At 71.0% G+C, this 26,947-nt stretch carries 22 protein-coding genes; 13 read left to right on the forward strand and 9 right to left on the reverse strand.

Annotated elements, in window-relative coordinates; genetic code table 11:
- The first annotated feature begins 81 nt into the window (after nucleotides 1-81).
- Nucleotides 82-1,137, forward strand: coding sequence for a hypothetical protein (locus JYK02_RS16155; protein ID WP_207052067.1), 1,056 nt, complete (start codon nucleotides 82-84; stop codon nucleotides 1,135-1,137).
- A 3-nt stretch (nucleotides 1,138-1,140) separates the two neighbouring features.
- Here JYK02_RS16155 and JYK02_RS16160 read toward each other — a convergent pair whose 3' ends face one another.
- Nucleotides 1,141-1,455, reverse strand: coding sequence for a tetratricopeptide repeat protein (locus JYK02_RS16160; protein ID WP_207052069.1), 315 nt, complete (start codon nucleotides 1,453-1,455; stop codon nucleotides 1,141-1,143).
- Between the two features lie 60 nt (nucleotides 1,456-1,515).
- Here JYK02_RS16160 and rsfS point away from each other — a divergent pair, with 60 nt between their 5' ends.
- From rsfS to JYK02_RS16180, 4 genes are all read left to right on the forward strand, one after another.
- The gene (gene rsfS / locus JYK02_RS16165) at nucleotides 1,516-2,061 is read left to right on the forward strand and encodes a ribosome silencing factor (RefSeq protein ID WP_207052072.1); all 546 of its coding nucleotides are present in this window, start codon (nucleotides 1,516-1,518) and stop codon (nucleotides 2,059-2,061) included.
- Between the two features lie 6 nt (nucleotides 2,062-2,067).
- Nucleotides 2,068-2,532 (forward strand): 23S rRNA (pseudouridine(1915)-N(3))-methyltransferase RlmH, encoded by a 465-nt coding sequence (locus JYK02_RS16170; RefSeq protein WP_207052074.1) that lies wholly within the window; start codon nucleotides 2,068-2,070, stop codon nucleotides 2,530-2,532.
- A 79-nt stretch (nucleotides 2,533-2,611) separates the two neighbouring features.
- Entirely contained in the window at nucleotides 2,612-3,757 is a 1,146-nt protein-coding gene (locus JYK02_RS16175; protein WP_207052075.1) for an RNA ligase RtcB family protein, read from the forward strand.
- A 57-nt stretch (nucleotides 3,758-3,814) separates the two neighbouring features.
- A complete protein-coding gene (locus JYK02_RS16180) occupies nucleotides 3,815-4,516 on the forward strand; it encodes a ComF family protein (protein ID WP_207052077.1) in 702 nt (233 codons plus the stop codon).
- Here the strand turns inward: JYK02_RS16180 and JYK02_RS16185 are convergent.
- Nucleotides 4,509-5,354, reverse strand: coding sequence for a Uma2 family endonuclease (locus JYK02_RS16185; RefSeq protein WP_207052078.1), 846 nt, complete (start codon nucleotides 5,352-5,354; stop codon nucleotides 4,509-4,511). The genes JYK02_RS16180 and JYK02_RS16185 overlap by 8 nt on opposite strands.
- Before the next feature lie 120 nt (nucleotides 5,355-5,474).
- On the opposite strand from JYK02_RS16185, the gene JYK02_RS16190 reads away from it, so the two are divergent.
- Nucleotides 5,475-5,774: a hypothetical protein gene (locus JYK02_RS16190; RefSeq protein WP_207052080.1), complete on the forward strand. Its 300-nt coding sequence runs from the start codon at nucleotides 5,475-5,477 to the stop codon at nucleotides 5,772-5,774.
- Here JYK02_RS16190 and JYK02_RS16195 read toward each other — a convergent pair.
- Nucleotides 5,758-6,075, reverse strand: coding sequence for a DUF3817 domain-containing protein (locus tag JYK02_RS16195; RefSeq protein WP_207052082.1), 318 nt, complete (start codon nucleotides 6,073-6,075; stop codon nucleotides 5,758-5,760). The genes JYK02_RS16190 and JYK02_RS16195 overlap by 17 nt on opposite strands.
- Nucleotides 6,076-6,256: 181 nt before the next feature.
- Here JYK02_RS16195 and JYK02_RS16200 point away from each other — a divergent pair, with 181 nt between their 5' ends.
- The 5 genes from JYK02_RS16200 (at nucleotide 6,257) to JYK02_RS16220 (ending at nucleotide 16,858) form a co-directional block, all read left to right on the forward strand.
- The gene (locus tag JYK02_RS16200) at nucleotides 6,257-7,288 is read left to right on the forward strand and encodes an SIS domain-containing protein (protein ID WP_207052084.1); all 1,032 of its coding nucleotides are present in this window, start codon (nucleotides 6,257-6,259) and stop codon (nucleotides 7,286-7,288) included.
- The gene (nagA, locus tag JYK02_RS16205) at nucleotides 7,288-8,460 is read left to right on the forward strand and encodes an N-acetylglucosamine-6-phosphate deacetylase (protein WP_207052086.1); all 1,173 of its coding nucleotides are present in this window, start codon (nucleotides 7,288-7,290) and stop codon (nucleotides 8,458-8,460) included. Before JYK02_RS16200 ends, nagA begins: the two co-directional genes overlap by 1 nt.
- A 57-nt stretch (nucleotides 8,461-8,517) precedes the next feature.
- Nucleotides 8,518-10,557 (forward strand): glycosyl hydrolase family 18 protein, encoded by a 2,040-nt coding sequence (locus tag JYK02_RS16210; protein WP_207052088.1) that lies wholly within the window; start codon nucleotides 8,518-8,520, stop codon nucleotides 10,555-10,557.
- Between the two features lie 262 nt (nucleotides 10,558-10,819).
- Complete coding sequence (locus JYK02_RS16215) at nucleotides 10,820-14,482, forward strand: DUF3857 domain-containing protein (RefSeq protein WP_207052090.1); 3,663 nt, start codon at nucleotides 10,820-10,822, stop codon at nucleotides 14,480-14,482.
- 84 nt (nucleotides 14,483-14,566) lie between these two features.
- Nucleotides 14,567-16,858 (forward strand): hypothetical protein, encoded by a 2,292-nt coding sequence (locus JYK02_RS16220; RefSeq protein ID WP_207052091.1) that lies wholly within the window; start codon nucleotides 14,567-14,569, stop codon nucleotides 16,856-16,858.
- Between the two features lie 27 nt (nucleotides 16,859-16,885).
- Here the strand turns inward: JYK02_RS16220 and JYK02_RS16225 are convergent, their stop codons facing one another.
- The 3 genes from JYK02_RS16225 to JYK02_RS16235 are packed head-to-tail and all read right to left on the reverse strand — an operon-like array spanning nucleotide 16,886 to nucleotide 21,305.
- A complete protein-coding gene (locus tag JYK02_RS16225) occupies nucleotides 16,886-19,060 on the reverse strand; it encodes a bifunctional alpha,alpha-trehalose-phosphate synthase (UDP-forming)/trehalose-phosphatase (RefSeq protein WP_207052094.1) in 2,175 nt (724 codons plus the stop codon).
- 13 nt (nucleotides 19,061-19,073) lie between these two features.
- A complete protein-coding gene (locus JYK02_RS16230; RefSeq protein ID WP_207052096.1) occupies nucleotides 19,074-20,216 on the reverse strand; it encodes a hypothetical protein in 1,143 nt (380 codons plus the stop codon).
- A 51-nt stretch (nucleotides 20,217-20,267) separates the two neighbouring features.
- Entirely contained in the window at nucleotides 20,268-21,305 is a 1,038-nt protein-coding gene (locus tag JYK02_RS16235; protein WP_207052098.1) for an NAD-dependent epimerase/dehydratase family protein, read from the reverse strand.
- A gap of 96 nt (nucleotides 21,306-21,401) precedes the next feature.
- Between JYK02_RS16235 and JYK02_RS16240 the strand changes: the two genes are divergently transcribed.
- Both JYK02_RS16240 and JYK02_RS16245 read left to right on the forward strand, forming a co-directional pair.
- The gene (locus JYK02_RS16240) at nucleotides 21,402-21,770 is read left to right on the forward strand and encodes a winged helix-turn-helix transcriptional regulator (RefSeq protein ID WP_207052100.1); all 369 of its coding nucleotides are present in this window, start codon (nucleotides 21,402-21,404) and stop codon (nucleotides 21,768-21,770) included.
- Between the two features lie 231 nt (nucleotides 21,771-22,001).
- Nucleotides 22,002-22,433: a cupin domain-containing protein gene (locus JYK02_RS16245; RefSeq protein WP_207052102.1), complete on the forward strand. Its 432-nt coding sequence runs from the start codon at nucleotides 22,002-22,004 to the stop codon at nucleotides 22,431-22,433.
- 68 nt (nucleotides 22,434-22,501) lie between these two features.
- Here the strand turns inward: JYK02_RS16245 and JYK02_RS16250 are convergent, their stop codons facing one another.
- Genes JYK02_RS16250 through JYK02_RS16260 form a run of 3 tightly spaced genes read right to left on the reverse strand, consistent with a single transcriptional unit; the run spans nucleotide 22,502 to nucleotide 26,936 of the window.
- On the reverse strand, nucleotides 22,502-23,788 hold the full coding sequence (locus tag JYK02_RS16250; protein ID WP_207052103.1) for a threonine aldolase family protein: 1,287 nt from the start codon (nucleotides 23,786-23,788) through the stop codon (nucleotides 22,502-22,504).
- A gap of 26 nt (nucleotides 23,789-23,814) precedes the next feature.
- Nucleotides 23,815-25,449 carry an FAD-dependent oxidoreductase gene (locus tag JYK02_RS16255; RefSeq protein WP_207052105.1) on the reverse strand — a complete coding sequence of 545 codons (1,635 nt, stop codon included), beginning with the start codon at nucleotides 25,447-25,449 and terminating at the stop codon, nucleotides 23,815-23,817.
- The gene (locus JYK02_RS16260) at nucleotides 25,440-26,936 is read right to left on the reverse strand and encodes a polyamine aminopropyltransferase (protein WP_207052107.1); all 1,497 of its coding nucleotides are present in this window, start codon (nucleotides 26,934-26,936) and stop codon (nucleotides 25,440-25,442) included. Before JYK02_RS16260 ends, JYK02_RS16255 begins: the two co-directional genes overlap by 10 nt.
- Between the last annotated feature and the right edge of the window lie 11 nt (nucleotides 26,937-26,947).

The raw sequence follows: 26,947 nt of genomic DNA on the forward strand, positions 1-26,947 counted from the left end.
GGGTGTCCCCGGGACGACCCGGCCGGAGGGACGCTTGCGAGGGTGGGGCACGCCCACGGGCCGGAGTATGGTGCGCGCGTCTTGGACCGCCGCCTCCTCCCGCTCCTCTTCGCCCTCGCGTTGCCTTGGGGCGGAGGTGCGCGCGCGGCCGAGTGGCAGGGCTCGCTCCGGGGCACCGGCCGGCTGCTCGTGGACAGCAACGCCCCGCGCGACTTCACCGACACCCGCACGCGCGGCCCCGGCACGGACCTGGCGCTGAGCGTGCTGGGCGTGGCGGAAGGCAAGGGCACCGGCGAGCGCGCCCAGGTGGTGGGCCGGTACGAGCTGGGCGGCCGCAAGTACGTGGACTACGCCAACGAGGACACGCTGGTGCAGGCGGGCGCGCTGGAGGGCTCCCTCGCCCTGGGCACCGAGTGGGGCGTGGGCGCCGAGGGGCACGCCAAGGACCGGCGGGGCGGCAGCCGCGCGTACTCGGACCTGGGCACCAGCCTCTTCGCCGAGTACGCCCCGGACGTGCGCCTGGCCCTGCGCATGCGCCTGGGCGCGCGCCGCTTCGTGTACCGCCCGGACCACACGGCCGACTTCGGCGGGCCGGAGGTGGGGGTGCTGGGCCGCTACCGGCTGAGCCCGCACCACACGCTGAGTGTCTTTGGCGAATGGGGCTCGCGCCGCTACGGCCCCTTCGCCCGCCCCTTCCCGGGCGTCAGCGCGGCCCCCGAGCGGCGGCAGGACGGCGCGCTGGTGGCGGGGGCGGGCTACACGTACCGGGGGCCGGTGAAGCTGTCGCTCACGTATGCCTTCCAGGAGGTCAGCTCCAACAGCTTCGGTGAGACGGCGCTGCGCCACCGGCTCACCGGCAGCGCGGGCGTGCGGCTGCCCTGGCGGGTGACGCTGCTGGCGCAGGGCACGCTGGGCCTGGCGCGCTACCCGGACGGCATCTTCCTGTCGCCGGAGATTGTCCTGGTGGAGGAGGACGAGGGACAGAACTCGCTGTCCCTCAAGCTGGCCCGGCCCGTCTCCGCCCACGTGGACGCGGAGCTGTCCTGGGGCCTCTGGAGCACGCGCCTGCCGCGCAACGGCCTGAGCTACACGCGCCAGGTGTTCGGCGTGGGTTTCACCTGGCGTGACCAGGACTGAGAGTCATTCCAGGTCGGCGATGCGCTCGTCGATCTCCTCCGCGAGGCTGGGGTGCTGCTGGGCGAGCGCGTGGTCCCGGGCGGTGGTGAGCACCGCCTTCGCCTTGTCCGTCTGGCCGGCCCCCGCGTAGGCGTCCCCCAGGGAGACGAGGGCGGCGGCGTACTTCGGGTCCAGGCGGACGGCGGTTTCCAGACTCTGGATGGCGCTGTCGTATTCCTTGCGCTCCAGGTGGAGCTTCCCCAGGGAGAACCAGGCCATGGGGGCATCCGGGAACTGGGCCGTCATCTTCTTGAACTGCTCCAGGCGGGCGTCGCTCATGGACGAACCCATTAGAGGAGCGCTGGAAGCTTGCCAAGGGTGCGATAGGGTATCCGCCACATGGCCACGAAGAAGAAGACCCCTGCATCCAAGAAGGCGAAGGCGAAGACCGGCACCCGGGCTCCGGCCCGCAAGAAGACGGCCGCCAAGAAGGCGAAAAGCGGCGTGCGTCCGCCGCCGCGCAAGAAGACCGCCGCCGCGCGCAAGAAGGCCCCGAAGGCCGCTGCCCCGCCGCCGCCGCCCAAGCCCGCGGACAACCCGAAGGCGCGCGAGCTGGCGCGCCGCATCGGCAACCTGCTGCTGGACAAGAAGGCCACGGACGTCGTCATCCTCGACATGCGCGGGATGACGTCCTACGCGGACTACATCGTCATCGCCTCCGGCGAGAGCGACCGCCAGGTGAGCGCCATGGCGGAGAACGTCCAGGTGCAGCTCAAGCAGGAGCAGCAGCCCCTGCGCCCCATCAGCACGGAAGGCCTGGAGACGGGCCAGTGGGTGCTGCTGGATTACGACGACGTCGTGGCCCACCTCTTCAACGGCGAGGTGCGCGCCTTCTACGACCTGGACGGGCTGTGGGCGGACGCGCCCCGGGAGAAGCTGGCCTAAGCCGCCGTGAAGGTCCGCCTCCTCTCCATCGGCAAGGACCGCTCCGGGCTGTTCGAGCCCGCCGTGCAGGAGTACGCGCGGCGGCTCGAGCACTACACGCGCTTCGAGCTGCTGGAGCTGAACGAAGCCTCGGGCCGCAAGCTCAAGCCCGGCGAGGCGAAGTCCGCGGAGGCCACCGCCATCCTGGGCAAGCGCAAGCCGCAGGACTGGATTGTCGCGCTGGACGAGCGCGGCACCCTGCTGGATTCCGTGGAGCTCAGCCGCTACGTCGCCAAGGCGCAGACGGGCTCGAAGGACCTGCTCTTCGTCATCGGCGGCGACGAGGGGCTGGATGACTCGGTGCGCGGCGCGGCGCATCAGGTGATGTCACTGTCGCGGATGACGCTGCCCCACCGGCTGGCGCGGGTGGTGCTCATCGAGCAGCTCTACCGCGCGTTCACCATCCTGAAGGGCGAGCCCTACCACAAGTAGGCGGCCGGGCAGGCCGGCCCGAGGCGCTGGAGCCCGGGGCGTCAGGGCGCGTGGAGTGCCCGCGTCGGGACCGGCCATCATGAACACCCCTTCTCCTGAAACCTCCACGGCCGCCACCGTGCGCATCATCGCCTCGCCCCAGTCCTGGGTGGAGGGCGAGGCCGTCCGCCAGTTGGAGGCGGTGTCGCGCCTGCCCGGCATGCGGCTCGCGGTGGGACTGCCGGACCTGCATCCCGGCAAGGGCGCCCCGGTGGGCGCGGCCTTCGAGTCCGAGGGCTTCTTGTATCCCTACCTCGTGGGCAGCGACATCGGCTGTGGCATGGGGTTGTGGGACGTGGATCTGCTGACGCGCAAGGCGAAGGCGGAGCGCTGGGCGGCGAAGCTGGACCTGGAGGGGCCGTGGGAGGGGGACACGAAGTCGGTGCTCACGGAGCACGGCGCGCGCGCCGCGGGCTTCGAGTCGGCGCTGGGCACGGTGGGCGGCGGCAACCACTTCGCGGAGGTGCAGCGGGTGGAGGAGGTGCACGACACGCGCGTCTTCGAGGCGCTGGGCCTGCGGGAGGAGCGGCTCTTGCTGCTCGTGCACTCGGGGTCGCGCGGGCTGGGGGAGGCCATCCTGCGCAAGCATGTCGACCGGCACGCGGCGGGCGGACTGGCGGCGGACTCGGATGAGGCGCGCGAATACCTCAAGCGGCATGACGGCGCGGTGCTGTGGGCGAAGGCGAACCGGGCGATGGTGGCGCAGCGGGTGTTGGATGGGATTGGGGCGACGGGGCGGCGGGTGCTGGACGTGTGCCACAACAGCGTGACCGCGAGACATGCGGACGGACGCATGTGGTGGTTGCACCGCAAGGGCGCGGCGCCGTGGGACGAGGGGCCGGTGGTGATTCCCGGCAGCCGTGGGGCGCTGAGTTACCTGGTGTTGCCGGTGGGCACGGGCGAGCAGAGCGCCTACAGCCTGGCGCACGGCGCGGGGCGCAAGTGGACGCGCACGGCGGCGCGGGAGCGGCTGAAGGAGCGCTTCACGGCGGAGTCGCTGACGCGCACGTCCTTCAAGAGTCACGTCGTGTGCGAGGACCGGGACCTGCTCTTCGAGGAGGCGCCGCCCGCGTACAAGGCCATCGACCGCGTGGTGACGGACCTGGTGGAGGCGGGGCTGGTGCGGGTGGTGGCGACGCTGGCGCCGGTGCTCACGTACAAGACGCGGGGCCGCACGGCGGAGTGAGCGGCACGGGGCTGGCACGAGGGGCGCGAGGATGCGCTGCCCCTGGGAGCCCCGGTGATGTGGAAGGCCCTGCTGGATTTGCTTTATCCGCCCATGTGTCTGGCCTGCGCGAAGGTGCTGCCGGGCATGGGCGCGGTGTTCTGCGAGACGTGTGACACGGCGCTGGAGCGGCTGCCGCCGGTGTGTTGCCGGACGTGCGCGGAGCCCGGTGCGTTTCCCGGGAGCACCTGTCCCCGCTGCCGGACGGTGCCGCCACCGTTCAGCCGGGCCTGGGCGCCGTTCGCGCACGAGGGGCCGGTGGCGAGGGCCATCCACCGGTTCAAGTACGAGGACCAGCCGGACCTCGCGGCGCCGCTGGGAGCGCTGCTCGCGGACGAAGCACGCCGGTTCCTCAGGACCGCGCCCGGCTGCGTGGTGGCGTTGCCGCTGCATGCGAGGCGCTTCCGGAAGCGGCAGTACGACCAGGCGCACCTGCTCGCGAGTGAGCTGGCGAAGGCCACGGGGCGGACGGCGCCGGGAGGCTGGCTGACGCGCACGCGGGAGACGCGACGGCAGGTGGGGCTGAGTGAGGCGGAGCGCGCGGGCAACGTGGCCGGAGCGTTCGTGGCGTCGCGGGAGGTGAAGGGGCAGGAGGTGTTGCTCCTGGACGACGTGTTCACCACGGGCTCCACCGCGCGGGCCGCGGGCATCGCGCTACGAGACGCAGGGGCCACACGGGTGGAGGTGCTCACATTGGCGAGGGCGTTCACCCTCACTTGAGCCGGGCGAGCTCGGCCTGGACTTCCGCGAGCCGACGCTCCAATTCCTCGCGGCTCTGTGCCTCCAGCTCGCGACGCTGCGCTTCCCTCGCGAGACGCGTCTCCAATTCCTCGCGACGCCGTGCCTCCTCCGCCAGACGCCTCTCAGCGTCTTCCGCGCGTCGTTGAAGCCCCATCGCCTGGTCTTCCAGCCTGCTGAAGAGTTCTCTCAACTCCAACAGCGGAGCGTCGTCTGCCCAGAAACGCAGGTGCTCCCCTTCGACCTGAAGCTCAAGTCCCAGCACCGCGGAGACGTAACGGCCTTGCCGCGGCTCCATGCGCGAGTAGACACGCGCATCACGTGTCGCCAGGTGGTAGCCCTCCAGCGTGAGCCGTCCACCGTCAAAGATGAAGTACTCGGGAATTCCCAACCGGGCATAGCGGCTCACGTTGAACTCGGCGTCTTTCTTCCTGTCGCCGCCAACATGCACTTCCATCACCCAATCGAGCCCGTGCCCCTCGTGGCTGACCACCCACTTGTCTCGGGAATGAGACTCCGCGTCCAGGACAACCAACAGGTCAGGCGCGAAGCGCCGCTCCGCTGGGTAATACACGGGCAACTCCGAGCCCACGTACACCTTGCGGCCACGGCGCGTGAAGAACCCTTCAAGGACATCCACCACGCTCCGCTTCGGCTTGGAGTGGCGATCCCCCTCGGGCATCGCCATTTCTTCGTACGTCACCTCACCCGGCAGTGTGGCCACCACCCGGTCCCGCTCCTCCTGCCCCATCCGGTCCCACTCTTCCTGCGAAGGCGCCCGGGGGAAGGCGTCTCCAACCTTGTCGGTATGACGTCCCATGACCTTGAGCCTGCGTCGGGTAGGTCCCATGGTCAATCGCCCCCGCGCAGGCCCTGAGCAAGCAACACGCCAAGAGACTTCCGCGCAGTGTCTATGCTGCGCGGAGAGAGGAAGCTCACGATGCTGACGCCAGAGGAGCACAAGCGGGCGCGCGGGGGCAGGCTGCTGGCGCATGGCAGCTGGTGGCTCTACGTCATCGCGGTGCTGATCCAGCGGCTCGCGGATCCCGCGCTGCTCGGCTCACGGCCCCTGGGTTACGTCCTGGTGCTGCTCTTCGGCTCCGGGTTCGTCATGGGGCTCGTGGCGCTCCTCCGCCACAAGCGCTACCGGCCTGCCCGGGTGTTCGCGCCCGCGGTGGCGGGGATCATCCTGAACGGCTTCGTCTTCGCCAGCATCGCCATCGTCATGGCCGGGGAGTAGGCGCGCTCAGCGCCTCTTCGCCCCGCAGCTGCGCGTCCAGCCAGAACGTCCCGCCCGGCACGAGCGAGGCCACGAAGGCCACGGCGATCCGCTTCACGTCCCAGCGGTATTCGATGGCCGCCATCATCAGCGTGTAGAGGTACGCCATGAACAGCAGGCCGTGCGCCATGCCCACCACGCGCACGCCCAGCGGCATGTGCAGCACGTACTTCAGCGGCATGGCGATGAGCAGCAGCACCAGGAAGGACAGGCCTTCCCAGAAGGCGACGGCGCGGAAACGGCCCAGGGCGGTCTTCAGCATGACGTCCTCTCTCCTCTGCCCCTCCCCTGCCGTCAAGACTCCCGCGCCTGCCCGCTCCAGGTCCTGCCTGACGTCATGACGTCCCCGCCGCGCGCCGGATGTCGGGCGCATCACGCCCCCCACCTTCCTCCACCCGTCCACCCCCGGAGGCTGTTATCCCCTGCGCGTGGACCCCACCCAGATGAACCCTTCGCTTCCCGCCCTCGCGCGCGAGGCCGCCGAGGCTCCGGCCGCCGCCCGCCGCCAGCTCGAGCGCTGCCGCGACACCTTCGCCTACCTGGGGGCTCGCCTGCGGCGCACGCCTCCCCGCTTCGTCGTCACCTGCGCGCGCGGCAGCTCCGACCATGCGGCCGTCTACGGCAAGTATCTGATTGAAACCACGCTGGGCCGCGCCGTGGCGTCCATGGGCCCCAGCGTCGCCTCCGTCTACAACACGCGCTCGCTGGACCTGCGCGACGCGCTCTTCATCGCCGTGTCCCAGTCCGGCCAGAGCCCCGACCTGCTGCGCATGACCGAGGCCGCGCGCGCGGGGGGCGCCGTCGTGCTGGGCTTCGTCAACGACGAGTCCTCGCCGCTGAGCGCGCTGTGCGACGTGCGCATCCCGCTGTCCGCCGGTCCCGAGCACAGCGTCGCCGCCACCAAGTCCTATCTGCTCTCCGGCCTCGCCTTCCTCCAGCTCGTCGCGCACTGGTCGGACGCCTCGGAGCTGCACGACGCGGCCCGGCGGCTCCCGGACGCGCTGGAGGCCGCGGGGAAGCTGGACTGGTGGTCGGCGCTCGCGACGCTCCAGGAGGCCACCAGCCTCTACGTCGTCGGCCGGGGCAGCGGCCTGGGCGCCGCGCTGGAGATGGCCCTCAAGCTCAAGGAGACCTGCCGCATGCACGCGGAGGCGTTCAGCACGGCGGAGGTCCTTCACGGTCCGCTCGGGCTCGTGCGGCCGGGCTTCCCCGTGCTCGCGCTGGGCCAGGAGGACAACGCCGCGCAGGGCACGCGCGACGTCGTGCAGCGCATGGTCGAGCTGGGCGCGAGCGTCCACACCGCCCTGCCCGTCCCCGGCGCGCACTCCCTGCCCACGCTGCCGGACCTGCCCGCGGCGCTCGCGCCGCTCTGCCAGGTGCAGAGCTTCTACTTCGCGGTGCACCAGCTCGCGACGGCACGCGGACTGGACCCGGACGCGCCCGCGCACCTGCGCAAGGTCACGGAGACCGTGTGATGACCACCGTCCTTCAGGGCGCTCGCGTCTTCACCGGGGACCAGGTCCTCGAAGGTCACGCTGTCGTCCTTGAAGGCGACTCCGTCCACGCCGTCGTCCCCGCCTCCGCAATCCCTCTCAACGCCGCCGTGCACACGCTGCCCGGTGACACGCTGCTGGCTCCCGGCTTCGTGGACGTGCAGGTCAACGGCGCGGGCGGAGTGCTCTTCAACGACACGCCCACCGTGGAGGCCGCGCTCGCCATCGCCTCCGCCATGCGCGCGTGCGGCACCACGGGCCTGCTGCCCACCTTCATCACCGACGACGCCGCCCGCATGCGCGACGCCTGCGAGGCCGCGCTCACCGCGACTTCGCGCCCGGACAGCGGCGTGCTCGGCATCCACCTGGAAGGCCCCTTCATCAGCCGCGAGCGCGCGGGCGTCCACGTGCCGTCGTTCATCCGCACGCCCGACCCTCGCGACCTGGACTACCTCACCGCCCTGCCCCGCCGCTTCGCCGCGCACGGTGGCCGCGTGCTGATGACGCTCGCGCCCGAGTGCGTGGATGACGCCACCCTGCGCCGCCTCGCCACCTCCGGCGTGGTGCTCAGCGCGGGCCACACCGCCGCCACCAGCGAGCGCACCACCCAGGCCCTGCACGCGGGCGTGCGCGGCTTCACCCACCTGTTCAACGCCATGCCGCCGGTGATGAACCGTCAGCCCGGCCCCGTCGTCGCCGCGCTCACCCAGGACGACGCGTGGTGCGGCGTCATCGCGGACGGCGTGCACGTGCACGCGGACAACCTGCGCCTGCTCCTCAAGGTCAAACCTCCGGGCAAGGTGTTCCTCGTCACGGACGCCATGCCGCCCGTCGGCACGCCCGTCACGTCCTTCACCCTCCAGGGACGCACCATCCTGCGCCGCCACGGCCGGCTGGAGACCGAGGACGGCACGCTCGCGGGCGCGGACATCGACCTCACGGCGGCGGTGCGCCACTGCGTCCACTCGCTCGGCGTGCCCCTGGAGGACGCGCTGCGCATGGCCTCGCTCCACCCCGCCACGTTCATCGGACTGCACGGCCACCGCGGCCGCATCGCTCCGGGACAGCGCGCGGACCTCGTGCTGCTGAAGCCGGACCTTTCCGTCCACAGCACATGGGTGGGCGGACAGACAAAATCCAACGCCAGCCATTAACCCGGAAAAATGGGGACGTGACTCCTTCCGCGTGTACCGCAGGCGAGGAGAACACGAATGCGTCGTAGCAAGTGGATGGTGGGCCTGGTGGCGTCCGCGCTGACCGTCGCCGGTTGTGGTCAGGAGTCCTTCGCGCCCGAAGCCGAGGGCCCTGGCAGCGTGATGAAGGCGCCGCTGGACGCCGCGTGGGCCGTGGGTGTCGCGTACTCCGTGGGCACGCGCGTCACCTATGAAGGCCGCGTCTATCAATGCCGTCAGGCCCACACGTCCCAGGCGGACTGGACGCCTCCGGCCGTGGCGTCGCTGTGGCTGGACCTGGGCCCCGTCACGGGCGGCGGCGACACCACCGCCCCCGTCGTCTCCGCGTCGAGCAGCAAGACCAGCGTCACCGCCGCGGGCTCCATCACCGTCTCCGGCAGCGCCACCGACGACACGGGCGTGACGAAGATCGAGATTCTCGAGAACGGCACGCTCGTCGCCACCGCGTCGTCCTATACGCGCGGGTTCTCCGGCTCCGGGCAGAACGGCACGTACACGTACACCGTGAAGGCCTACGACGCCGCGGGCAACGTGGGCTCGAAGACGGTCACCGTCACCGTCGCCATCCCCTCCAACGGCGACGTCACCGCCCCCGTCGTCACCGCCAGCGCCAGCGCGTCGCGCATCACCGCCGCCGGCTCCTTCACCATCTCCTCGAGCGCCACCGACAACGTGGGCGTGACGAAGGTGGAGATCCTGGAGAACGGCACGCTCGTCGCCACCGCGACGTCGTTCACCCGGACCATCTCCTCGTCCGCGCAGAACGGCACGTACACGTACACCGTGAACGCGTACGACGCGGCCGGCAACGTGGGCTCGAAGACCGTCAGCGTCGTGGTGGAGCTGCCCACGACGCCTCCGCCTCCGGGTGGCAAGCGCATCGTCGGGTACTTCACCGCGTGGGGCATCTACGGCCGCAACTACCAGGTGTCCAACGTCCCGGCGTCGAAGCTCACGCACATCAACTACGCCTTCTCCAACATCTCCCCGGACGGCAAGTGCATCCTCGGCGACCCGTTCGCGGACATCGACAAGGGCTTCGGCTACCCCGGCGAGTGGGACCCCGGCGCGCTGCGCGGCAACTTCCGCGCGTTCAAGGAGCTGAAGAAGACGAACCCGAACCTCAAGCTGCTCATCTCCATTGGCGGCTGGTCCTGGTCCAAGTACTTCTCGCAGGTGGCCGCCACCGCCGCGTCGCGCACCGCGTTCGTGAAGTCCTGCGTGGACCTGTACGTGAAGGGCCAGTTCCCCGGCGTCACCCCGGCCAACGGCGTGGGCGTGTTCGACGGCATCGACGTGGACTGGGAGTACCCCACCGGCGGCGGCCTGCCGGACAACATCAGCAGCCCCGCGGACAAGGTGAACTACACGCTGCTCATGCAGGAGTTCCGCACCCAGCTGGCCGCCGTGACGGCGCAGACGGGCCAGCCCTACCTGCTCACCATCGCGTCGGGCGCGTCACCGGACCTGCTCGCCAACAAGCAGGAGACCGTGAAGCTGGCCGGCATCCTCGATTGGATCAACGTGATGTCCTACGACTACCACGGCGCCTTCGAGAGCACGGTCAACTTCCACTCCGCGCTCAACCGCGTGACGGGCGACCCGGGCGCCAACGACGGCTTCTACACCGACGGCTCCATCTCCAAGATGCTCCAGCTGGGCGTGCCCGCGTCCAAGATTGTCCTGGGCGTGCCCTTCTACGGCCGCGGCTGGGGCAACGTGCCCAACGTGAACAACGGCCTGTTCCAGTCCGGCGTCCCCACCAAGGGCACGTGGGATGACGGCCAGTCCGGGCTCACCGGCGTGTTCGACTACAAGGACCTCAAGGCCAACTACGAGCGCGCGGGCTCCGGCTACTCGAAGTTCTTCCACCCGGAGAGCAAGCAGGCCTACGTCTACAGCCCCACGACGAAGGTGTGGGTGGCCTACGACGACGTGCAGAGCATGAACGCCAAGTCGGACTACATCCTGGCCAAGGGCCTGGGCGGCGCGATGTTCTGGGAACTGAGCGGCGACGACGGCAGCCTCGTCAACGCGCTCTACGGCAAGCTCCACTGACGTCCGTCCCCTGAGAGACGGGGCACCCACACCGGGGCCGGCACGGGCATCCAGCGCCCGCGCCGGCCCTGTGCGTTTTTCCGCCGTTGCCTCCACGGGCACACCCCGCCCCACACCGGTCCGGCATAGAGTGGGACGCGAATTGGTTGCCTGCCCGCCGTCCGGGGCCGCATGCAGGGGAAGGCCGTGACGGGTCCGCCTGTTCACTGGCGTCATCGCCCCCTGCCTGCCCCCGGGCGCCGTCGAACTTCGAGGAGAACGGATGTCGCGTTTCACATCGCTGGCCGCACTTGTCGTGCTCACCTGCCCCGTGCTGGGGCTCGCGAAGCCGAACGCGGACGACCGGGCCCGCGAGTACGCGGCCGAGGCCGTCAAGGCCGCCAACTCGCCGCGCGGCGGTGCCGCCCTCCTGCGCATGCACGCGCTGGTGGATGACGTGGAGGACCTCACCCCGCTGGTGAGCACCTACCAGCAGATTGCCTCCCGCCGCACGTCGGACGTGAACACGCGCACCACCGCTCAAATCCTCCTCATGGACGCGGAGCGCTCGCGCGGCCGGATGGTGCGCGCCAACGAGGTCCGCCAGTGGCTGGGCTTCGTCAACGACTACTACGTCGTCGGCGGCTTCGAGAACGAGGGCAAGGCCGGCTGCGACACGGACTTCGGTCCGGAGGCCGCCAACCTGGACCTCACCGCGCGCTACCCCGGCGCGAAGGGCCACGAGGCCACCTGGCGCAAGCTGTCCGTCACGTCCGCGGACGGCTACGTGGACCTGGCCACCGCGGTGCGCCCCAACAAGGAGTCCGTGGCGTACGCGCTCACCTGGCTGGAGGTGCCGCAGGACACGCGCGTGGCGCTGGGCCTGGGCACCTCCGGCGGCTACCGCCTGTGGGTGAACGGGCAGCTCGCGTCCAAGGAGGACCGCTACAACCTGCCGCGCCCGGACCAGACGCGCGTGTCGGTGAAGCTCAAGAAGGGTCTCAACCGCGTGCTGGTGAAGGTGTGCCAGGAGTCCGGCCCGCTGGGCTTCTACCTGCGCTCGGAGACGGCCTCCGCCCGCGCCTCGCTGCCCGCCAAGGCCCCCGCCCTGGACCGCATGCCCGCGCCCGCGCCGCAGCCGCTGCCCACGCTGACGTCCTCCCTGCGCGCGCTGGTGGAGAAGAACCCGGACGACGCGCAACTGCGCGGTGACTACGCCCAGGTGCTGGCCTTCTTCCGCGCCTATGACGAGCGCGAGCACACCGCCAGCGCCGAGGCCGCGCTCGCGGCACAGAACGCGCCTGGCGACGCGCGGTTGCAGGTCCTGGCCGCCAACACCCAGACGGACGACCTCAACGAGCGCCGCCGCTTCCTGGAGGCCGCCGTGAAGGCGGACCCCACCTACGCCCCCGCGCGCCTGGCGCTGGCGGACCACGAGATGGACCGCGGCCACCCGGAGCGCGTGCAGCCGCTGCTCGCCCCCATCCTGGAGAACGAGGACGGCCGCAACGTGCCGGGCGCGCGCCTGCTGCTCGCCCGCGCGGCGGAAGGCCTGGGCGAGCGCGCCCGGGCGCACGCGCTGGTGGAGGAGGCCTTCCGTCAGCAGCCGCGCGTGCCCCGCGTGGTGCGCGTGGCCGCCGCCGCGTCCCGTCAGCTGGGCCGCGACCAGGAGGCCATGGACCGCATGCGCGTGGTGCTGGCGCTGCGCTACGACGACACCAACACCCGCCGCCAGCTGGCCTCCATGCTCGCGGACGCGGGCAAGGTGGACGCCGCCGAGCGCGAGTACGCCAAGCTCACCGACCTGAACCCCTTCGACAACGGCAGCCGCGTGCGGCTGGCGGAGCTGAAGGCCGCCAACGGCGCCGTGGAGGAGGCCACCGCCCTCTTCACCGAGGCCAAGGCCCTCTCCCCGGACGAGCCGGAGGTCTACGAGCGCGAGGGCCGCGCGCTGCTCGCCGCCGGTCAGCGCGAGCCCGCCCTGGCCGCCTTCGAGCGCTCGCTCCAGCTGCGCCCGCAGAACCCCGGCCTCAAGGAGGCGCTGCGCACGCTCAAGGGCGAGTCCGAGAGCGCGGGCACCCAGTACCTCGTGGACGCGAAGCCGCTGTCCAAGGAGGCCGAGGGCTACATGAACGAGGACGCCCTCTACCTCGTCGACAACACCTACGTGCGCGTGCAGAAGAGCGGCCTGTCCAGCCGCATGCAGCAGATGGTGGTGCGCGTGTTCAACCAGCGCGGCGTGGACGCGTTCCGCAGCGTGCCGGTGACGTACTCGCCGGACCGCCAGGAGGTGCGCGTGCTGCGCGCCCGCGTGACGAAGCCGGACGGCTCCGTGGTGGACAGCTACGGCGACGCGGACCGCAACATCAACGAGCCCTGGACGGGCATGTACTACGACGCCCGCGCGCGCATCCTGTCGTTCCCGTCGCTGGCCGCCGGTGACACGCTGGAGCTCACCTACCGCCTGGACGACACCGCGCAGGACAACCTGCTGTCGGACTACTGGGGCGACGTGGAGAGCGTGCAGGGCACCTATCCGAAGGTCCGCTTCCAGTACGTCGTGGACATGCCCAAGGAGCGGCCGCTGTACTGGAACAAGAGCCGCCTGGCCGGCGTGGAGCAGCAGCAGGAGGCCCCGGAGTCCGGCCGCACCGTGTACCGCTTCGGCGCGAAGCACGTCTCCAAGGTGGTGCCGGAGCCGGGCATGCCGGGCTGGGCGGAGGTCGCGCAGAACCTGCACATCTCCACGTACAAGACGTGGGACCAGGTGGGCCACTACTGGTGGGGCCTGGTGCGGGACCAGCTCCAGCCCAACGCGGAGCTGAAGACCACCGTGGATCAGGTGCTCACCGGCGTGGACCGCAAGGACCAGCTCGCCGTCGTGCGCGCCATCTACTCGTTCGTCGTCACCAACACCCGCTACGTGGCGCTGGAGTTCGGCATCCACGGCTTCAAGCCGTATCGCGTGGACCGCGTGCTCGCGCGCCGCTTCGGTGACTGCAAGGACAAGGCGAGCCTCATCCACTCCATGCTGAAGGTGGCGGGCGTGGACAGCAAGCTGGTGCTCCTGCGCATGCGCAACCTGGGCGCGCTGGACGCGGAGCCCGCGTCGCTGGCGGCCTTCAACCACGCCATCGCGTACGTGCCGAAGTTCGACCTGTACCTGGACGGCACCGCGGAGTTCCACGGCGCCAAGGAGCTCCCGAGCGCGGACCGCGTCGCCAACGTGCTGGTGGTGGACCCCAACGGCACCAGCAACTTCCTCACCACGCCGGAGGCGAAGGCGGACGACAACAAGACGACGCTGGCCATGGACGTGGCGCTGCGTCCGGACGGCGGCGCGGACGTGAAGGGTGTCAGCAGCGTGTCCGGCCAGTCCGCGCCGGACTACCGCCGCGCCTACCGCCCGGAGTCCACGCGCAAGTCCACCTTCGAGCGCGCGTGGGCGCAGAGCTTCCCCGGCCTCACCGTGCGCGAGGTGAAGCTCAGCGACACCACCCGCCTGGATGACGACGTGACGCTGGACTTCAACATGGGCATCCCGCGCTACGCGGAGGTGCTGCCCGGCGGCAGCCTGCGCTTCCTGCCCTTCGGCACGGGGCGCACCTACCAGCAGGCGTACGCGTCGCTCGCCGAGCGCCGCTTCGACCTGGTGATGCAGAGCCCCTGGGTGAACACCTTCAAGCTGCGCTACACGCTGCCCGGCGGCTACACCGTCGCGGAGATGCCGCAGGCGGTGGAGGAGACCACGAAGTTCGGCCACGTGAAGCTGAGCTACCGCGTGGAGAACGGCGCGCTCGTCGCCGACGGCGAGGTGGCCCTCTCCGTCGCCCGCATCAAGGCGGACGAGTACCCCCAGTTCCGTGAGTTCCTGGGCCGCGTGGACCGCGCCTTCGGCCGCCGCATCCTGCTCCAGGGTCCGGGGCAGAAGACGGCTTCGCGGTAATCGCGGACACTCGCGGCGCCTGATGGACGCCGCTTCGCACGGAGGGCTTGACCCGGACGCGGCCCTCCGTGCTTAAGCAGGTGCATGCACCGTGCACGCGCGCTCGTCCTTGGCTGCCTGCTGGTGGCGGGGGCCGCCACCGCCGCTCCCGTCGTCCAGCTCCCCGAAGGCGGCCGGGCGGTGGAGGTCATCCCCAAGGGCGTGCTGTGCGGCCCCGTGCGCGGCGGCTGGGTGCTGGAGGGCCGCACCCTCAAGCCGCCCACCCGCGCGGAGGAAGCCAGCCGCACGCTGGAGCTGAAGGTCGCCGCGGATGAAGCCGGCTGCGCCACGGCCACCGACACCGTGGTGGTGGTGGCCACCGCGCCCTTCCCGCGCATCGACAGCGCTTCCACGACCTTCTACCCGGATGACGGGCGGCTGGAGCTCAAGGGCACCGGCCTGAAGAACGTGGCCATCGCCTGGTCCGGGACGCCCCGGGGCGCGGACCCCAAGACGACGACGCTGGACGGCCAGGACGTCTGCCTGGAGCCCAACGGCCCCTCCGAGTGCGCCGTCCCGCTGACGCCCGGCCTGCCCACGGACGCGACGCTGTCGTGGGTGCCCGCGTACGGCCGCCGGGGCGCGGACGTGACGACGTACGACGCCAACGGGCGCTTCCTGGACGACGAGTACTTCCGCCTGCGCCCCGGCCGCACCGTGCTCACGCGGCCCCTGGTGCAGTCCTCCGGCGTGGACCTGTCCAAGGGCCCCGGCTACGCGGCGGTGACGCACTCGGAGGCCATCGCCTCCGTGGACTGCGGCACCGCGCGGTGCGAGGTGGCCGAGGGCGCCGTGTCCATCCGCAACGTGCCGGGCCTGAACCCCACGGTGAGCTTGCGCCTGCGGCTGGTGCCGCGCGTGTTCTTCGCGAAGGGCGACGCGCTGGAGACGTCCGTGGCGGAGACGCTGCCCGTGCTCGCGTGCCCGCTGTCCGCCGTGGAGGGCACGGTGCTGCGCGACGCGGAGGACTCCGGGCTGGTGATGCGCCTGGACGCGGCCTGCGCGCACGACCCGCGCGGCCTGCTGTGGACGGTGAACGGGGCGCGCGTGCGCGTGGAGCGCGTGGTGAAGGCGCAGGACGGCACCTACGTGCTGTTGCGCACCAGCGGCACCAACGAGCCGCAGGTCACCGTCACCGCCATCACCTCCCGCGTGGACGGCACGGTGGTGGCGTCGGAGACGGCGGAGACGCGGCCCGTGCCGGACCCTCGCGCGACGCTGGAGCTGCCCGGCCACGGCACCATCGACTTCGTGCCCACCAACCGCCCGGCGGAGGTGACGGTGGCGTCCAACGGCGGCCTGGGCCGCTTCGTGCTGCGCCCGCTGGGCGGCGCGTACACCGTGACGACGCGCGAGTCCGCCACGCTCATCCAGGGCGAGGCCACCGCGGGCGGCTTCGTGTCGCTGCGCTTCGGCTACCGGCTGCCCACGCTGCCGGCGGAGCTGGCCACGTCCGACCTGTTCCTCACCAGCGAGCGCGTGCAGCGCGCGGTGCGCGAGGCCAGCGTGCCCACCAACGTGGAGAACCTGGTGGAGTTCCTCTGCGCGGACAAGGAGGGCAACGACGAGAAGCTCTCCCCCAGCCGCCCGCACCGGGTGGACTACGCCATGCGCAACACCTGCCGCGTCATCATCCACCGCGAGCGCCTCACGCCGGAGGAGGGCAACCAGGAGATCACCCTGCGCATCACCGTCACGAAGTCGGACGGCTCCGTGCGCGGCGAGAGCAGCGTGGACCAGCGCCTGTTCCTGCGCCCCAAGGGCGAGGTGCGCGTCATCCCCGTGCAGGGCAACCTGGGCCAGTACGACCGCATCCTCGTGCAGGTGTCGCACGTCGCGGATGAATCCCGCTACGCGCTCTCCACGGTGGACCGCACGGGCCTGCCGTCCGCGCAGTGGACCGCCATCGTGCGCGGCGGCATGTTCCGCCTCTACACCATGGCCACCATCCCCGCGGGCCTCTACCGCGCGACGCAGCCCTCGGGACAGCTGGCCATCAACTTCGGCGTGCTGTCGCGTCTGGCGCTGCTCAACAACGAGGGCCAGGAGCGCCTGCTGGGCATCGAGATGGGCCTGATGGGCCTGGGCCTGGTGCCGCAGTCCGGCGACATCCAGTTCCCGCCCACGCTCGCGGTCGTCATGGGGCTGGGGTTGCGCGTGCCCATCGGTCCGGGCGCGGCGGTGGGCGCGCAGGCGTGGATTGCCCGCGAGTTCCGGGGCGACATCACCCGGCGCACCAGCGGCGACCCCAACACCGACACCGTGGTGCCCTCCAGCAAGTGGTCCTTCATCTTCGGACCCAGCATCTCCGTGGGCAACGTGGGCTTCAACCTCTGAAGCCCACCCGGGACGTGGCGCGGCGGGCTACTTCCCGAGCAGCGCCTTGAGCAGCCGCCGCACCTCCGGCGGCCCCTCCACGCGGTAGCCCGCGCGCGTGTGCTTGTTGCCCGCGTGCACGGTGATGCCCCCCCCCTGCGGCACCGCCGCGAACAGGTCCTCGTCGGTGACGTCGTCGCCCAGGGCCATCACCCGCACGTCCGGCCCCTCCTGCTTCAGCACCTCCGGCACGACGCGGCCCTTGTGGACACCCTTGGGCCGCACCTCCACCACCCGGTCCCCGGGCAGGATGTGCATGGGCTCCTGGGAGAACTGCTCGAAGAGCAGCAGGCGCAACTCGCGCGCCTGGAGCGCGCCGAACTCCGCGTCCACCTTGCGGTAGTGCCACGCGAGCGACGCCGTCTTCTCCTCCACGAACGAGCCCGTCACCCGCGCCGCGAACGCGTCCAGCACGGGCTTCACCTTGGACTTCCACTCGAAGGACGCGCCCGGCAGCGCCTGCCACGGCTGGCCCCGGCGCATGCGCGACCACAGGCCGTGCTCCGCGTGCAGCCCCAGGGGCAGCTCTCCGAACCACGCCTCCAGCGTCTCACGCGGGCGGCCGCTCACGATGTGCACGGACACGTCCGGACGGGCGCACAGCTCCTTCAAGAGCGTTATCAGCTCCGCGTCCGGCGCGGCCATCTCCGGCGTGGGAGCGAAGCCCACGAGCGTGCCGTCGTAGTCCAGGAACAGCACCTTGCGCCCCGGCCCCTTCAGCTTGTCCAGGGCGGCCATGCCGTCCGGCAGCGGCGGCTTCTCCGCCTGGGAGGGCAGCCCCTGGAGCCGGTCCAGGAAGCTGCTCACCCACCAGTGCACGTCGCGTGACTTCACGCCCGCGCGCAGAGAGCGCATGCGCTCCTGACGCTCGGCCTGGGGCATCTTGAGCGCCTGCTCGATGGCGTCCGCCATGTCCTCCACGTCGTAGGGGTTCACCTGCAGCGCGTCGCGCATCTCCGCCGCCGCGCCCGCGAACTCGCTGAGCACGAGCACGCCGTCCTCGTCCGGGCGGGCCGCGCAGAACTCCTTGGCCACCAGGTTCATGCCGTCGCGCACGGGCGTCACCAGCATCACGTCCGCGCCCCGGTAGAGGCTCACCAACTGCTTCTCGTTGAGCGAGCGGTAGAGGTAGTGCACGGGCGTGCTGTGCACGGTGCCGTAGAGGCCGTTGATGCGGCCCACCAGCTCGTCCACCGTCTCGCGGTACTCGGCATAGGCCTGCACCTGCGTGCGGCTGGGGACGGCCACCTGGATGAAGCGCAGGCGCCCGCGCAGGGACGGGTCGCGCTCCAGCACGCGCTGCACCGCCAGCAGGCGCCGGGGAATGCCCTTGGTGTAGTCCAGCCGGTCGATGCCCACGAGCAGCCGCTCCCCTTGAGCGCGCCCGTGCAGCGTCTTCACCTCGTCCAGCACCGCGGGCTCCTGCGCCAGCGACTCGAAGGCGGCCGCGTCGATGCCCATGGGGAAGGCGCCCACGCGCACCTCGCGCCCCTGAAAGAGGACGCGGTCGATGTCCGTGTCCAGCCCCAGGTGCCGGAGCAGCGTGCCGGAGAAGTGCCGCACGTAGCTCACCGCGTGGAAGCCGATGAGGTCCGCGCCCAGCAGCCCCTCGAGCAGCTCCACGCGCCGGGGCAGCGTGCTGAAGATTTCCGACGACGGGAACGGGATGTGGTGGAAGTAGCCGATGCGCGCCTGCGGCAGGCGCTTGCGCAACATGCCGGGCACCAGCATGAGCTGGTAGTCATGCACCCAGATGGTGTCGCCCGGCTGGTAGTGCTTCGCGGCCAGGTCGGCGAAGCGCTCGTTCGCCTTGCGGTAGGCGTCCCAGTCCCGGTCCTGCCGGGGGACGCGGTCCAGCATGTAGTGGCACAGCGGCCAGAGCACCCGGTTGGAGTAGCCCTCGTAGAAGCGGCTGACCTCGCTGGCGGACAGGTACAGCGGCACGCAGCGCAGGTCCGACAGCTGCTGCTCCACCTGCGTGCGCTGGGCGTCCGTCAGCCGGGAGACATCTCCGGGCCAGCCGATCCACAGGCCTCCGGAGCGCTCATGCGGGCGGCTGAGCCCGGTGGCCAGCCCTCCAGCGCTCCGCACCACGGAGACGGAATCCTTCTCCGCCTTGACGGTGACGGGAAGACGGTTCGAGACGAGCAGGAGTCGAGCCATAGACCCACTAGCTCTATTCACCCCCTGCGGAAATGGCTACCACCTCCTGTGCCGGGCGGACGTTTACCGGCCCCTGGGCCGCCCGTGACCAGCCGAGCCGGACCAGCAGCGCGGGCTCCTTGCCGGCCTTCCAGATGAAGGCGTCCAGCACGTAGTGCGTGGCCTGCGGCAGTGCAAGCAACGGCACCACGAGCGCCAGCACATCGGCCTCCAGGACAGGTCCCGTGTCGCCGAACAACACCGGGCGGTCGTGCCACACGAGCACGTCCCACAGGCCCTCCTCCAGCAGCGCCAGCACGCCGAGGAACAGCAGGAAGCCGGGCAGCCCCGCGCGCAGGAGCCCCCCCAGTCCGCCGAAGCCCCCTTCCGCGTGGCGGCCGCGCGCGTAGCGGAACAGCAGCGCGAAGTACGGCACGCCGTGCAGCACCACGTTCATCACCGTGAAGGCGAAGTCGTCCCGCGCGAGCACGATGCCGCCGAACCACGCCACCCACGTGGCCACCACCAGCAGCACCTTGCCGGCCTGCACGCCGTCGCCCCGCGCGATGCGGAAGGACTGGAAGCCCGCCCACAGGCAGAGCACCGCCGCGTGCGCGCCCAGCGCCACGGTGCCCGCCCACGCGGGGAGCCCGGCGAGGAAGTCGTTCTCCACGAACCACCAGAAGGCGCGCGGCAGGTTCGCGTGCCACCAGATGACGGGCCCCAGCGTGGCGGCGTAGACGGCGGCCGCGTCCAGGCGCCGCTCGAAGGAGGACGCGCGCGCCTTGCGGTCGTAGAGCGCCACCCAGCCGTACTGCTGGCGGATGAAGTGGAACAGCGCCACGTACGCGAACAGGCTCCAGAACACGCCCGGAGACACCAGGTACGCGAAGACGCCCACCGCGTACGCCGCGAGCGGCGCGCCCACGTAGAGGCCCGCGCGGCGCGACACCTCCTCGCCGTCCAGGTACGTGCGGAACAGCGTGGACCAGACATGCGCCACGTCCACGCCCACCACGAACAGCAGCCACGCCCACGCGGGCGTGTCCCCCACCGCCCCCAGCCACGGCGCGGCCAGCACGAAGGCCACCGACGCGAGCGCGCTGCCGGCGAACACGGTGAGGTCCACGCCACGGCCGAACAGCCAGGCCTGCGTGGGAGCGAGGAGACGGGGCATCGGGACCGCGAGCCTACCAGCCCGCCCGCGCCGCGCATGGCTTCCGGGCCCTCACACCAGCCCTTCGCGCACCAGCCCCTCCGCGCTGGCGAGCACCGCCTCCGCCGCGGGACGTGCACGCCAGCCCAGCAGCCGCTCGGCCTTGGCGGTGCTGAACTCGCGCCGCACGCCCAGGTCGCCCACGAACTGGCGAAGCTCCGGGTCGAACAGGGCACCCAGGCGCACCAGGAAGTCCGGCACCGTCCGCGTGGACACCTTCGCGGCACGCGCGCCCAGGTGCTCGCGCAGCAGGTGGGCGACGTCGGAGAGCCACAGGAAGTCGCTCGTCGCGGCGAAGCGCTGCCCCGCGGCCTCCGGCGCGGTCATGACCTTCAGGTGCAGGTCCACCAGGTCGCGCACGTCCACCATCGCGAAGCCCAGCCTGGGCAGCCGGGACATCTGCCCGCGCAGCATCCGCGCCAGCAAATCCAGTGACCCGGAGATGTCCTTCCCCATCACCGGCCCCTGGATGAGGGAGGGCAGCACCGTGCTCAGCGTCATCGCGCCGCCCTGCTGTTTCACGAAGGCCCACGCGTCCTGCTCCGCCAGCGTCTTGGAATGCGCGTAGTGATTCACGCCCTTCCGGGTGAGGTCCGTCCACACGGTTTCATCCGTGGGCGGGGCCCCGTCGCCAGGAGGCCCGGACGGAAGCGCGGCCATCAGCGTGGACGTCATCACCACCCGCTTCACGCCCGCCTTCGCGCCCGCCCTCAGCACCCGCAGCGTGCCCTCGCGCGCGGGGCGGATGAGGTCCTGGCCCTTGAACTCGCCCACCCCCATGGGGGACGCCGTGTGCAGGATGAAGTCCGCCCCGTCCGCCGCCCGGTCCCAGCCCTCGTCCGCCAGCAGGTTCGCGGCGAAGACGGAGAGCCGGTCTCCGGGGTCCACCTGCCGGGAGATGCCCGCCCGCAGCGTCCCCTCCCGCGCCAGGCTCCGCACCGTGGTCCGGACCCGGTAGCCCTTCCGCAGCAGGGCCACCACCGTCCAACCTCCCAGGTAGCCAGAGCCCCCGGTCACCAGTACCGTTTCGGCCTTCGAGTCCTCGCGCATGGTCCAACCCGCCTCGTCCTGCTCCCGGGGGAGTAGGTATCAAAAGGAGAGTGGGTATATGTTGGTAACTTCGGCGCACTTCAAGAAGGCACCTTCATGAAACTCGGTCACCTCGACCTCCCCTCGGAGGTCTGCCGCTCCGTCGGGGACGTGCTCGGCCGCGTCGGCGACAAGTGGTCGGTGCTGGTCATCGTGATGCTGGCGGACCAGCCACTGCGCTTCAGCGAGCTGCGCCGGTCCATCGGCACCGTGTCGCAGAAGATGCTCACGGCCACGCTGCGCGGACTGGAGCGCGACGGCTACCTCACCCGCACCGTCACCCCCACCATCCCACCGCGCGTGGACTACGCGCTCACGGAGATGGGCCGCGACGTGCTGGTGCCGCTCAACGCGTTGGCGCAGTGGGCGCTCGCACGCCGCGAGCAGGTGGAGGCCGCGCGCCGCGCCTATGACGCGAAGGCGTGACGCCCGGCGCTGCGGTTTTCCACGGGGGTCCCCGCATACCGGAGCGTGCTGTCTCGTCAGAAAATGCGACCGGCAGCGGCCCGCATGACAGCCCCCGTGGAATCTTCCTGAAACAAAGTCATGCGTCAAAGACAACAACCCGACACGTGTGACTAATTTGCAAGGATATTCGTATTGAGCGTTATCATGGATAACGCCACACAGACGCAGGGCCCAAGCGAGGAGGCTGTCATGTCCGGAACGGCGATGATGAATGGCCTGGTGCACACCGCGGACCTCGAGTGGAAGCCGCTCGGTCCAGGAACCTCCTACCGCTTGCTGCGCGTGAGCGCGGAGACGGGCGTGTGGAGCGCCATCCTGAAGATGGAGAAGGGCGCTGTCTTCGCGCCGCACAAGCACCTGGCGGCGGCGGAGATCTTCATCCTCTCCGGCTCGACGCAGGACCGCTACGGCACCACGCGCCCGGGTGACTACGAGTTCGAGCCGGTGGGCGCCGAGCACCCCGCCACCACGGCGCTGGAGGAGTCGCTCATCCACTTCACCGCGCACGGCCCCATCGCGTTCCACGACGACAAGGGCCGCATCGCGATGCTGCTGGACTGCGAGTTCTTCCTGAAGGAGCAGCAGCAGGAGCCGCAGTACAGCATCAAGAAGGCGGCCTGACGGCCCTGCTGTGTTTCACTCGCCGGGTGTCTGACATTGACACCCGGCGCGAGCCAGGCGGCCCTGCTTCAGGCCGCCTCCAGCAGGCGCAGGAAGGCCCGGGCGGCGTCGGCGTCGCTGATGCCCTGGAGCCCCTCGCTGACCTGCAGCTCCGTGGACACGACGCCAGGCACGCGCGTCTGTCCGAAGCCCCCCGCCACCCAGACGCGGTCCTCGCGCGCGATGCGGTCGCGCTGGCGGTTGTACGCCTGGGGTGAGCCCCGCAGGAACACGTGGAACATGTTCGTCTGCACCGGCTGCGGCAGCACGGTGACGCGCGAGTCCGCCGCGATGAGCGTGGTGAGCGCCTTCGCGCGCTTCACGTAGCCGGGGATGGCCGCGAGCGCCGCGTCGAAGCGCATGGCGGCGGAGGCCACCAGGGGAGCCAGGTGGTACAGGTTGCCGCCGTGCCGGTGGCGCCACACGCGCGCCTCCTTGATGAAGTCGCGGCTGCCCACCAGCATGGCGCCGCCGATGCCGCCCACCATCTTGTAGAAGGACACGTAGACGGAGTCGAAGCCCTTGCAGATGTCCGCGTAGGAGCGGCCGTAGAAGGGCTGGCTCTCCCACAGCCGCGCGCCGTCCATGTGCAGCTTCACCTTCCGGTCGCGGCAGGTGCGCTTGAGCTCCTGGAGCTGCTCCCACGTCTGGAGCTGCCCGCCCAGCCAGCGCACCGGCAGCTCCACGCTGACGCTTCCCAGCACGTCGCGGGCGTTGGCCACGTCCTCCGCCAGCAGCGGCCGCGTCCACGGTCCCAGGTACACGGCGCGCAGCTGGTGCAGCACGGAGTACGCGTCGTCCTCGTGCAGCACGTGGTGCGACGACGGGTGCACGCCCACGGTGCGCACGTTGCTCGCGTCCGCGTAGATGCGCAGCGCGATGAGCTGCGCCATGGTGCCCGTGGGCATGAAGCACGCGTCCTCGAAGCCCAGCAGGTCCGCGACCTTCTTCTCGAAGGCCTGCACGAAGTCGCCGTTGCCGTAGACGTCGCTGGACAACTTCTGGCGCTGCATCCACTCGCCGATGCGCGCGTACTCCGCGCCGTCGTCGGAGCTGGAGCGCACCGGCAGGGACGCGGTGCAGGACTCCCGCAGCTTCTCGTACTCGGCGGGAGACATCGCCGGTGCGGCCCCCTTGGGCCCCGCGACGCCCGCGTCCGACGCGGGGACTCCCACGAGCCCGGGCGACTTCACGGTGCGCAGGGACGGCGTGCCCCCGTCGGCGGCCGCCTCGCCGCGCTTCGGGAACAGCGTGAAGCCCGCGAGCAGGCTGGTGAGTGCGAGGAACTCCGCGCGGCTGAAGCGACTGTCCTTCATGTGCCCTTCCCTCCCGCTTCCGGTGGCTACAACCAACTGGCGCTCGTACGCCCCATTCCCGCCAGGGCCCGCTCCGCGGCCTGGACGCCGAACCAGTTGGCCTCCTCGAAGAGGGCCATGCCGCCCAGGTCCGTGTGCGCGAAGTGCAGGTGCCGTCCCAGGCTCTGTTGCGCGGCGCGGCGCGCGTCCCCCCAGAGGAAGCCCGGTTGGGGGCGCACCATGGCGTGGCCCCAGCGCTGCACCTCCAGCCGCTGCGCGAGCGCGCCCACCCCGGGATGCGCCGGCAGCAGGTCCGCCATCACCAGCGCCTCCCAGTCCCCGTACGTCGCCAAGAGGGCCTTATTGCGCTCCGCCTTCACGTCCGCGCCGGCCATGGGCAGGTACCAGGTGAGCACCGTGGGCCCGCGCTCGTCCTGGCGCAGCGTCTGGTGCGTGGCCACCACGTAGCCCAGGCTCTGGCTCTCGTAGAAGACGTTGTCCCAGGCCAGCGGGAAGCCGCGCGACGCCGGCGGCGCGGACACCGTCAGGTTCGCCACCACCCACGGGCTGTAGACGAAGGCATCCAGCCACGCGGGCCGAGCCTCGCGCCACGGCGCCACCACGTGCGCGGCGACGAAGCGCGGGCACGCCAGCACCACCTGCCGGGCCTGGAAGGCGCGGGGCGCCCCGGTGCGCGCGTCCAGCGCGTGCACGCGGCAACCGTCCTCGCCCGGCTCCACCGTGTGCACCAGCACCTGCGTCTCCAACTGGCGCGGGCCCAGCGACGACGCCAGCTGCTTCACCAGCCGGCCGTTGCCCTCGGGCCAGGACAGGAAGCCGTCGCTGCGCTCACCCTTCCCATTCTGCCGGGCGGCGAAGTACCAGATGCCCGCCCAGGCGGAGACGTGCTCGGACGTGGTGCCGTAGTCGTCGCGGCACGCGTAGTCCACGAACCACTTGAGCCGGGGCGAGCGGAAGCCCTCCGCCTCCATCCACGCCGCCATGCTCACCCGGTCCAGCGCGGTCCACTCCGCGTCGTCGCTGGAGAGCGCGCCGGGCACCGCGAAGGCCTTGCGCCCCTTCGCGTCGCGCGCGGCGGCGAAGGCGTTCATCCGCGCGTCGAAGCGCTCCAGCTCCGCCAGGTCCCCGGGGCTCGCGCCCGCGCGCAGGTACAGCCCCTCGTACCAGTGGCCCTTGTAGAAGACGCGCTCGTCGGGCTCCTGGATGAGCAGCTCCTCCGCGAAGGACGGGTGCCCTTCCGCGTCCACGCCGGTGACGGCGTCCATCTCGCGCAAGAGGCGCATCACCGGCCCGCGGTCCTCCAGCGGGGACGGCAGGTAGTGCGCGCCCCACGGGAACGCGGACACGCCGTTGCGGCCGGAGCGCGACGTGCCCCCGGCCTCCGCCTCCAGCTCCACCACGCGCACGTCCTTCACGCCCGCGGCGGTGAGGCGCCACGCGGCGGACAGCCCGGCCGCGCCCGCGCCGACAATCAGCACGTCCACCGGCTCGAAGGCCTGCGCGCGCGGCAGCGGCCCCGTGCGCAACTTGTGACCGGTGTCCACCGCCCGGTCCACGATGGCGCCCGGCACCGGCGCGCGAGGAGCCTGGGACCGCGTACAGGCGCTCGCCACGGAGGCGCCCAGGAACGCGGCCACCAGCTCGCGCCGCGTCAGTTCCACCGGCGCCACTCCTCTTCGTAGTAGTGCACCAGCACCTGGTTGTTCAGCCGGTTCACCTCCGCGGGCAGCGGCGCCATGTCCGGCGAGAAGCGCGTGAGCCCCTCCAGCGTGTCCTCGTCCAGGAACGCCAGCCCCTCCGGCAGCGGGCGCTGACGGCCGGCCGCCTCCTGCGCCACCAGCACGTAGCCCCACTCCCCGAAGGACGGCACCAGCGCGTGGTAAGGCTGCGTCCAGAAGCCCGCCGCCTTGAGCGTGGTCTCCACGCACCAGAACGAGCGCCGCGCGAACAGGGGGCTGGTGCTCTGGATGACCGCCACCCCGCCCGGCGCCAGGCGCTTCTTCAAAATCTTGTAGAAGCCCGTCGTGTACAGCTTCCCCAGCGCGAAGTTGTTGGGGTCCGGGAAGTCCACCACCACCACGTCCCAGTTGTTCGTGCCTTCCGCCAGGAACTGCATCGCGTCCGTGTTGATGACGCGCATCTTCGGGTGCGTCATGGAGTGGTGGTTGAGCGCCGCCAGCTCCTTGTAGCCCGTGGCGAGCCCCGTGATGGCGGGGTCCAGGTCCACCAGCGTGATGGACTTCACCTCCGGATACTTCAGCACCTCGCGCGCCGCGAGCCCGTCCCCGCCGCCCAGAATCAGCACGTGCTCCACCTTCCGCGCGCGCACCATGGCCGGGTGCACCAGCGACTCGTGGTAGCGGTACTCGTCGATGCTGGCGAACTGGAGGTTGCCGTTGAGGAACAGCGAGAACCCCCGCTTGCCGCGCGTGACGATGATGCGCTGGTAGGGGGAGCTCGTGGCGTGGACGACCTCGTCCGCGTAGAGCTGGTCCTCGTAGAACGTGGTGAGCCGGTCCCCCAGCGCGAAGCACACCAGCAGCCCCGCACACAGCACCACCGCCTTGACGCGCAGGCGCACGGGGTTCGCCAGCACGGGCGCGAGCAGCCACGTGCTCCACAGCCCCACGCCCGCGTTCAGGAGGCCGAAGAGGAGCGACGTGCGCACCAGGCCCAGCTTGGGCACCAGCAGCAGCGGGAAGGCCACGCTGGCGGCGAGCGCGCCCAGGTAGTCGAACGTCAGCACCTGGCTGACCAGGTCCTTGAACTTGAGCTGGTCCTGCAGGATGCGCAGCAGGAGGGGAATCTCCAGCCCCACCAGCGTGCCGATGGCCAGCACGCTGCCGTACAGCACCACGGGGAACACGCTGGTGAGCGTGAAGGTGAGGAACAGCATCGGCGCGCACAGCCCGCCGAGCAGGGCCACGGCCAGCTCGATCTCCACGAAGCGCTGGGCCACCCCGCGCTCCACGAAGCGCGACAGGTAGCTGCCGATGCCCATGGCGAAGAGGTAGCCGCCAATGACGGTGGAGAACTGGGTGATGCTGTCCCCCAGCAGGTAGCTGGCGAGCGTCCCGACGATGAGCTCGTAGATGAGCCCGCACGTCGCGATGACGAGGACGGTGAGAAAGAGCAGCGTCTTGTTCAAAGCGTCACGTG

The sequence above is a fragment of the Corallococcus macrosporus genome (assembly GCF_017302985.1).
Lineage (GTDB): Bacteria > Myxococcota > Myxococcia > Myxococcales > Myxococcaceae > Corallococcus > Corallococcus macrosporus_A.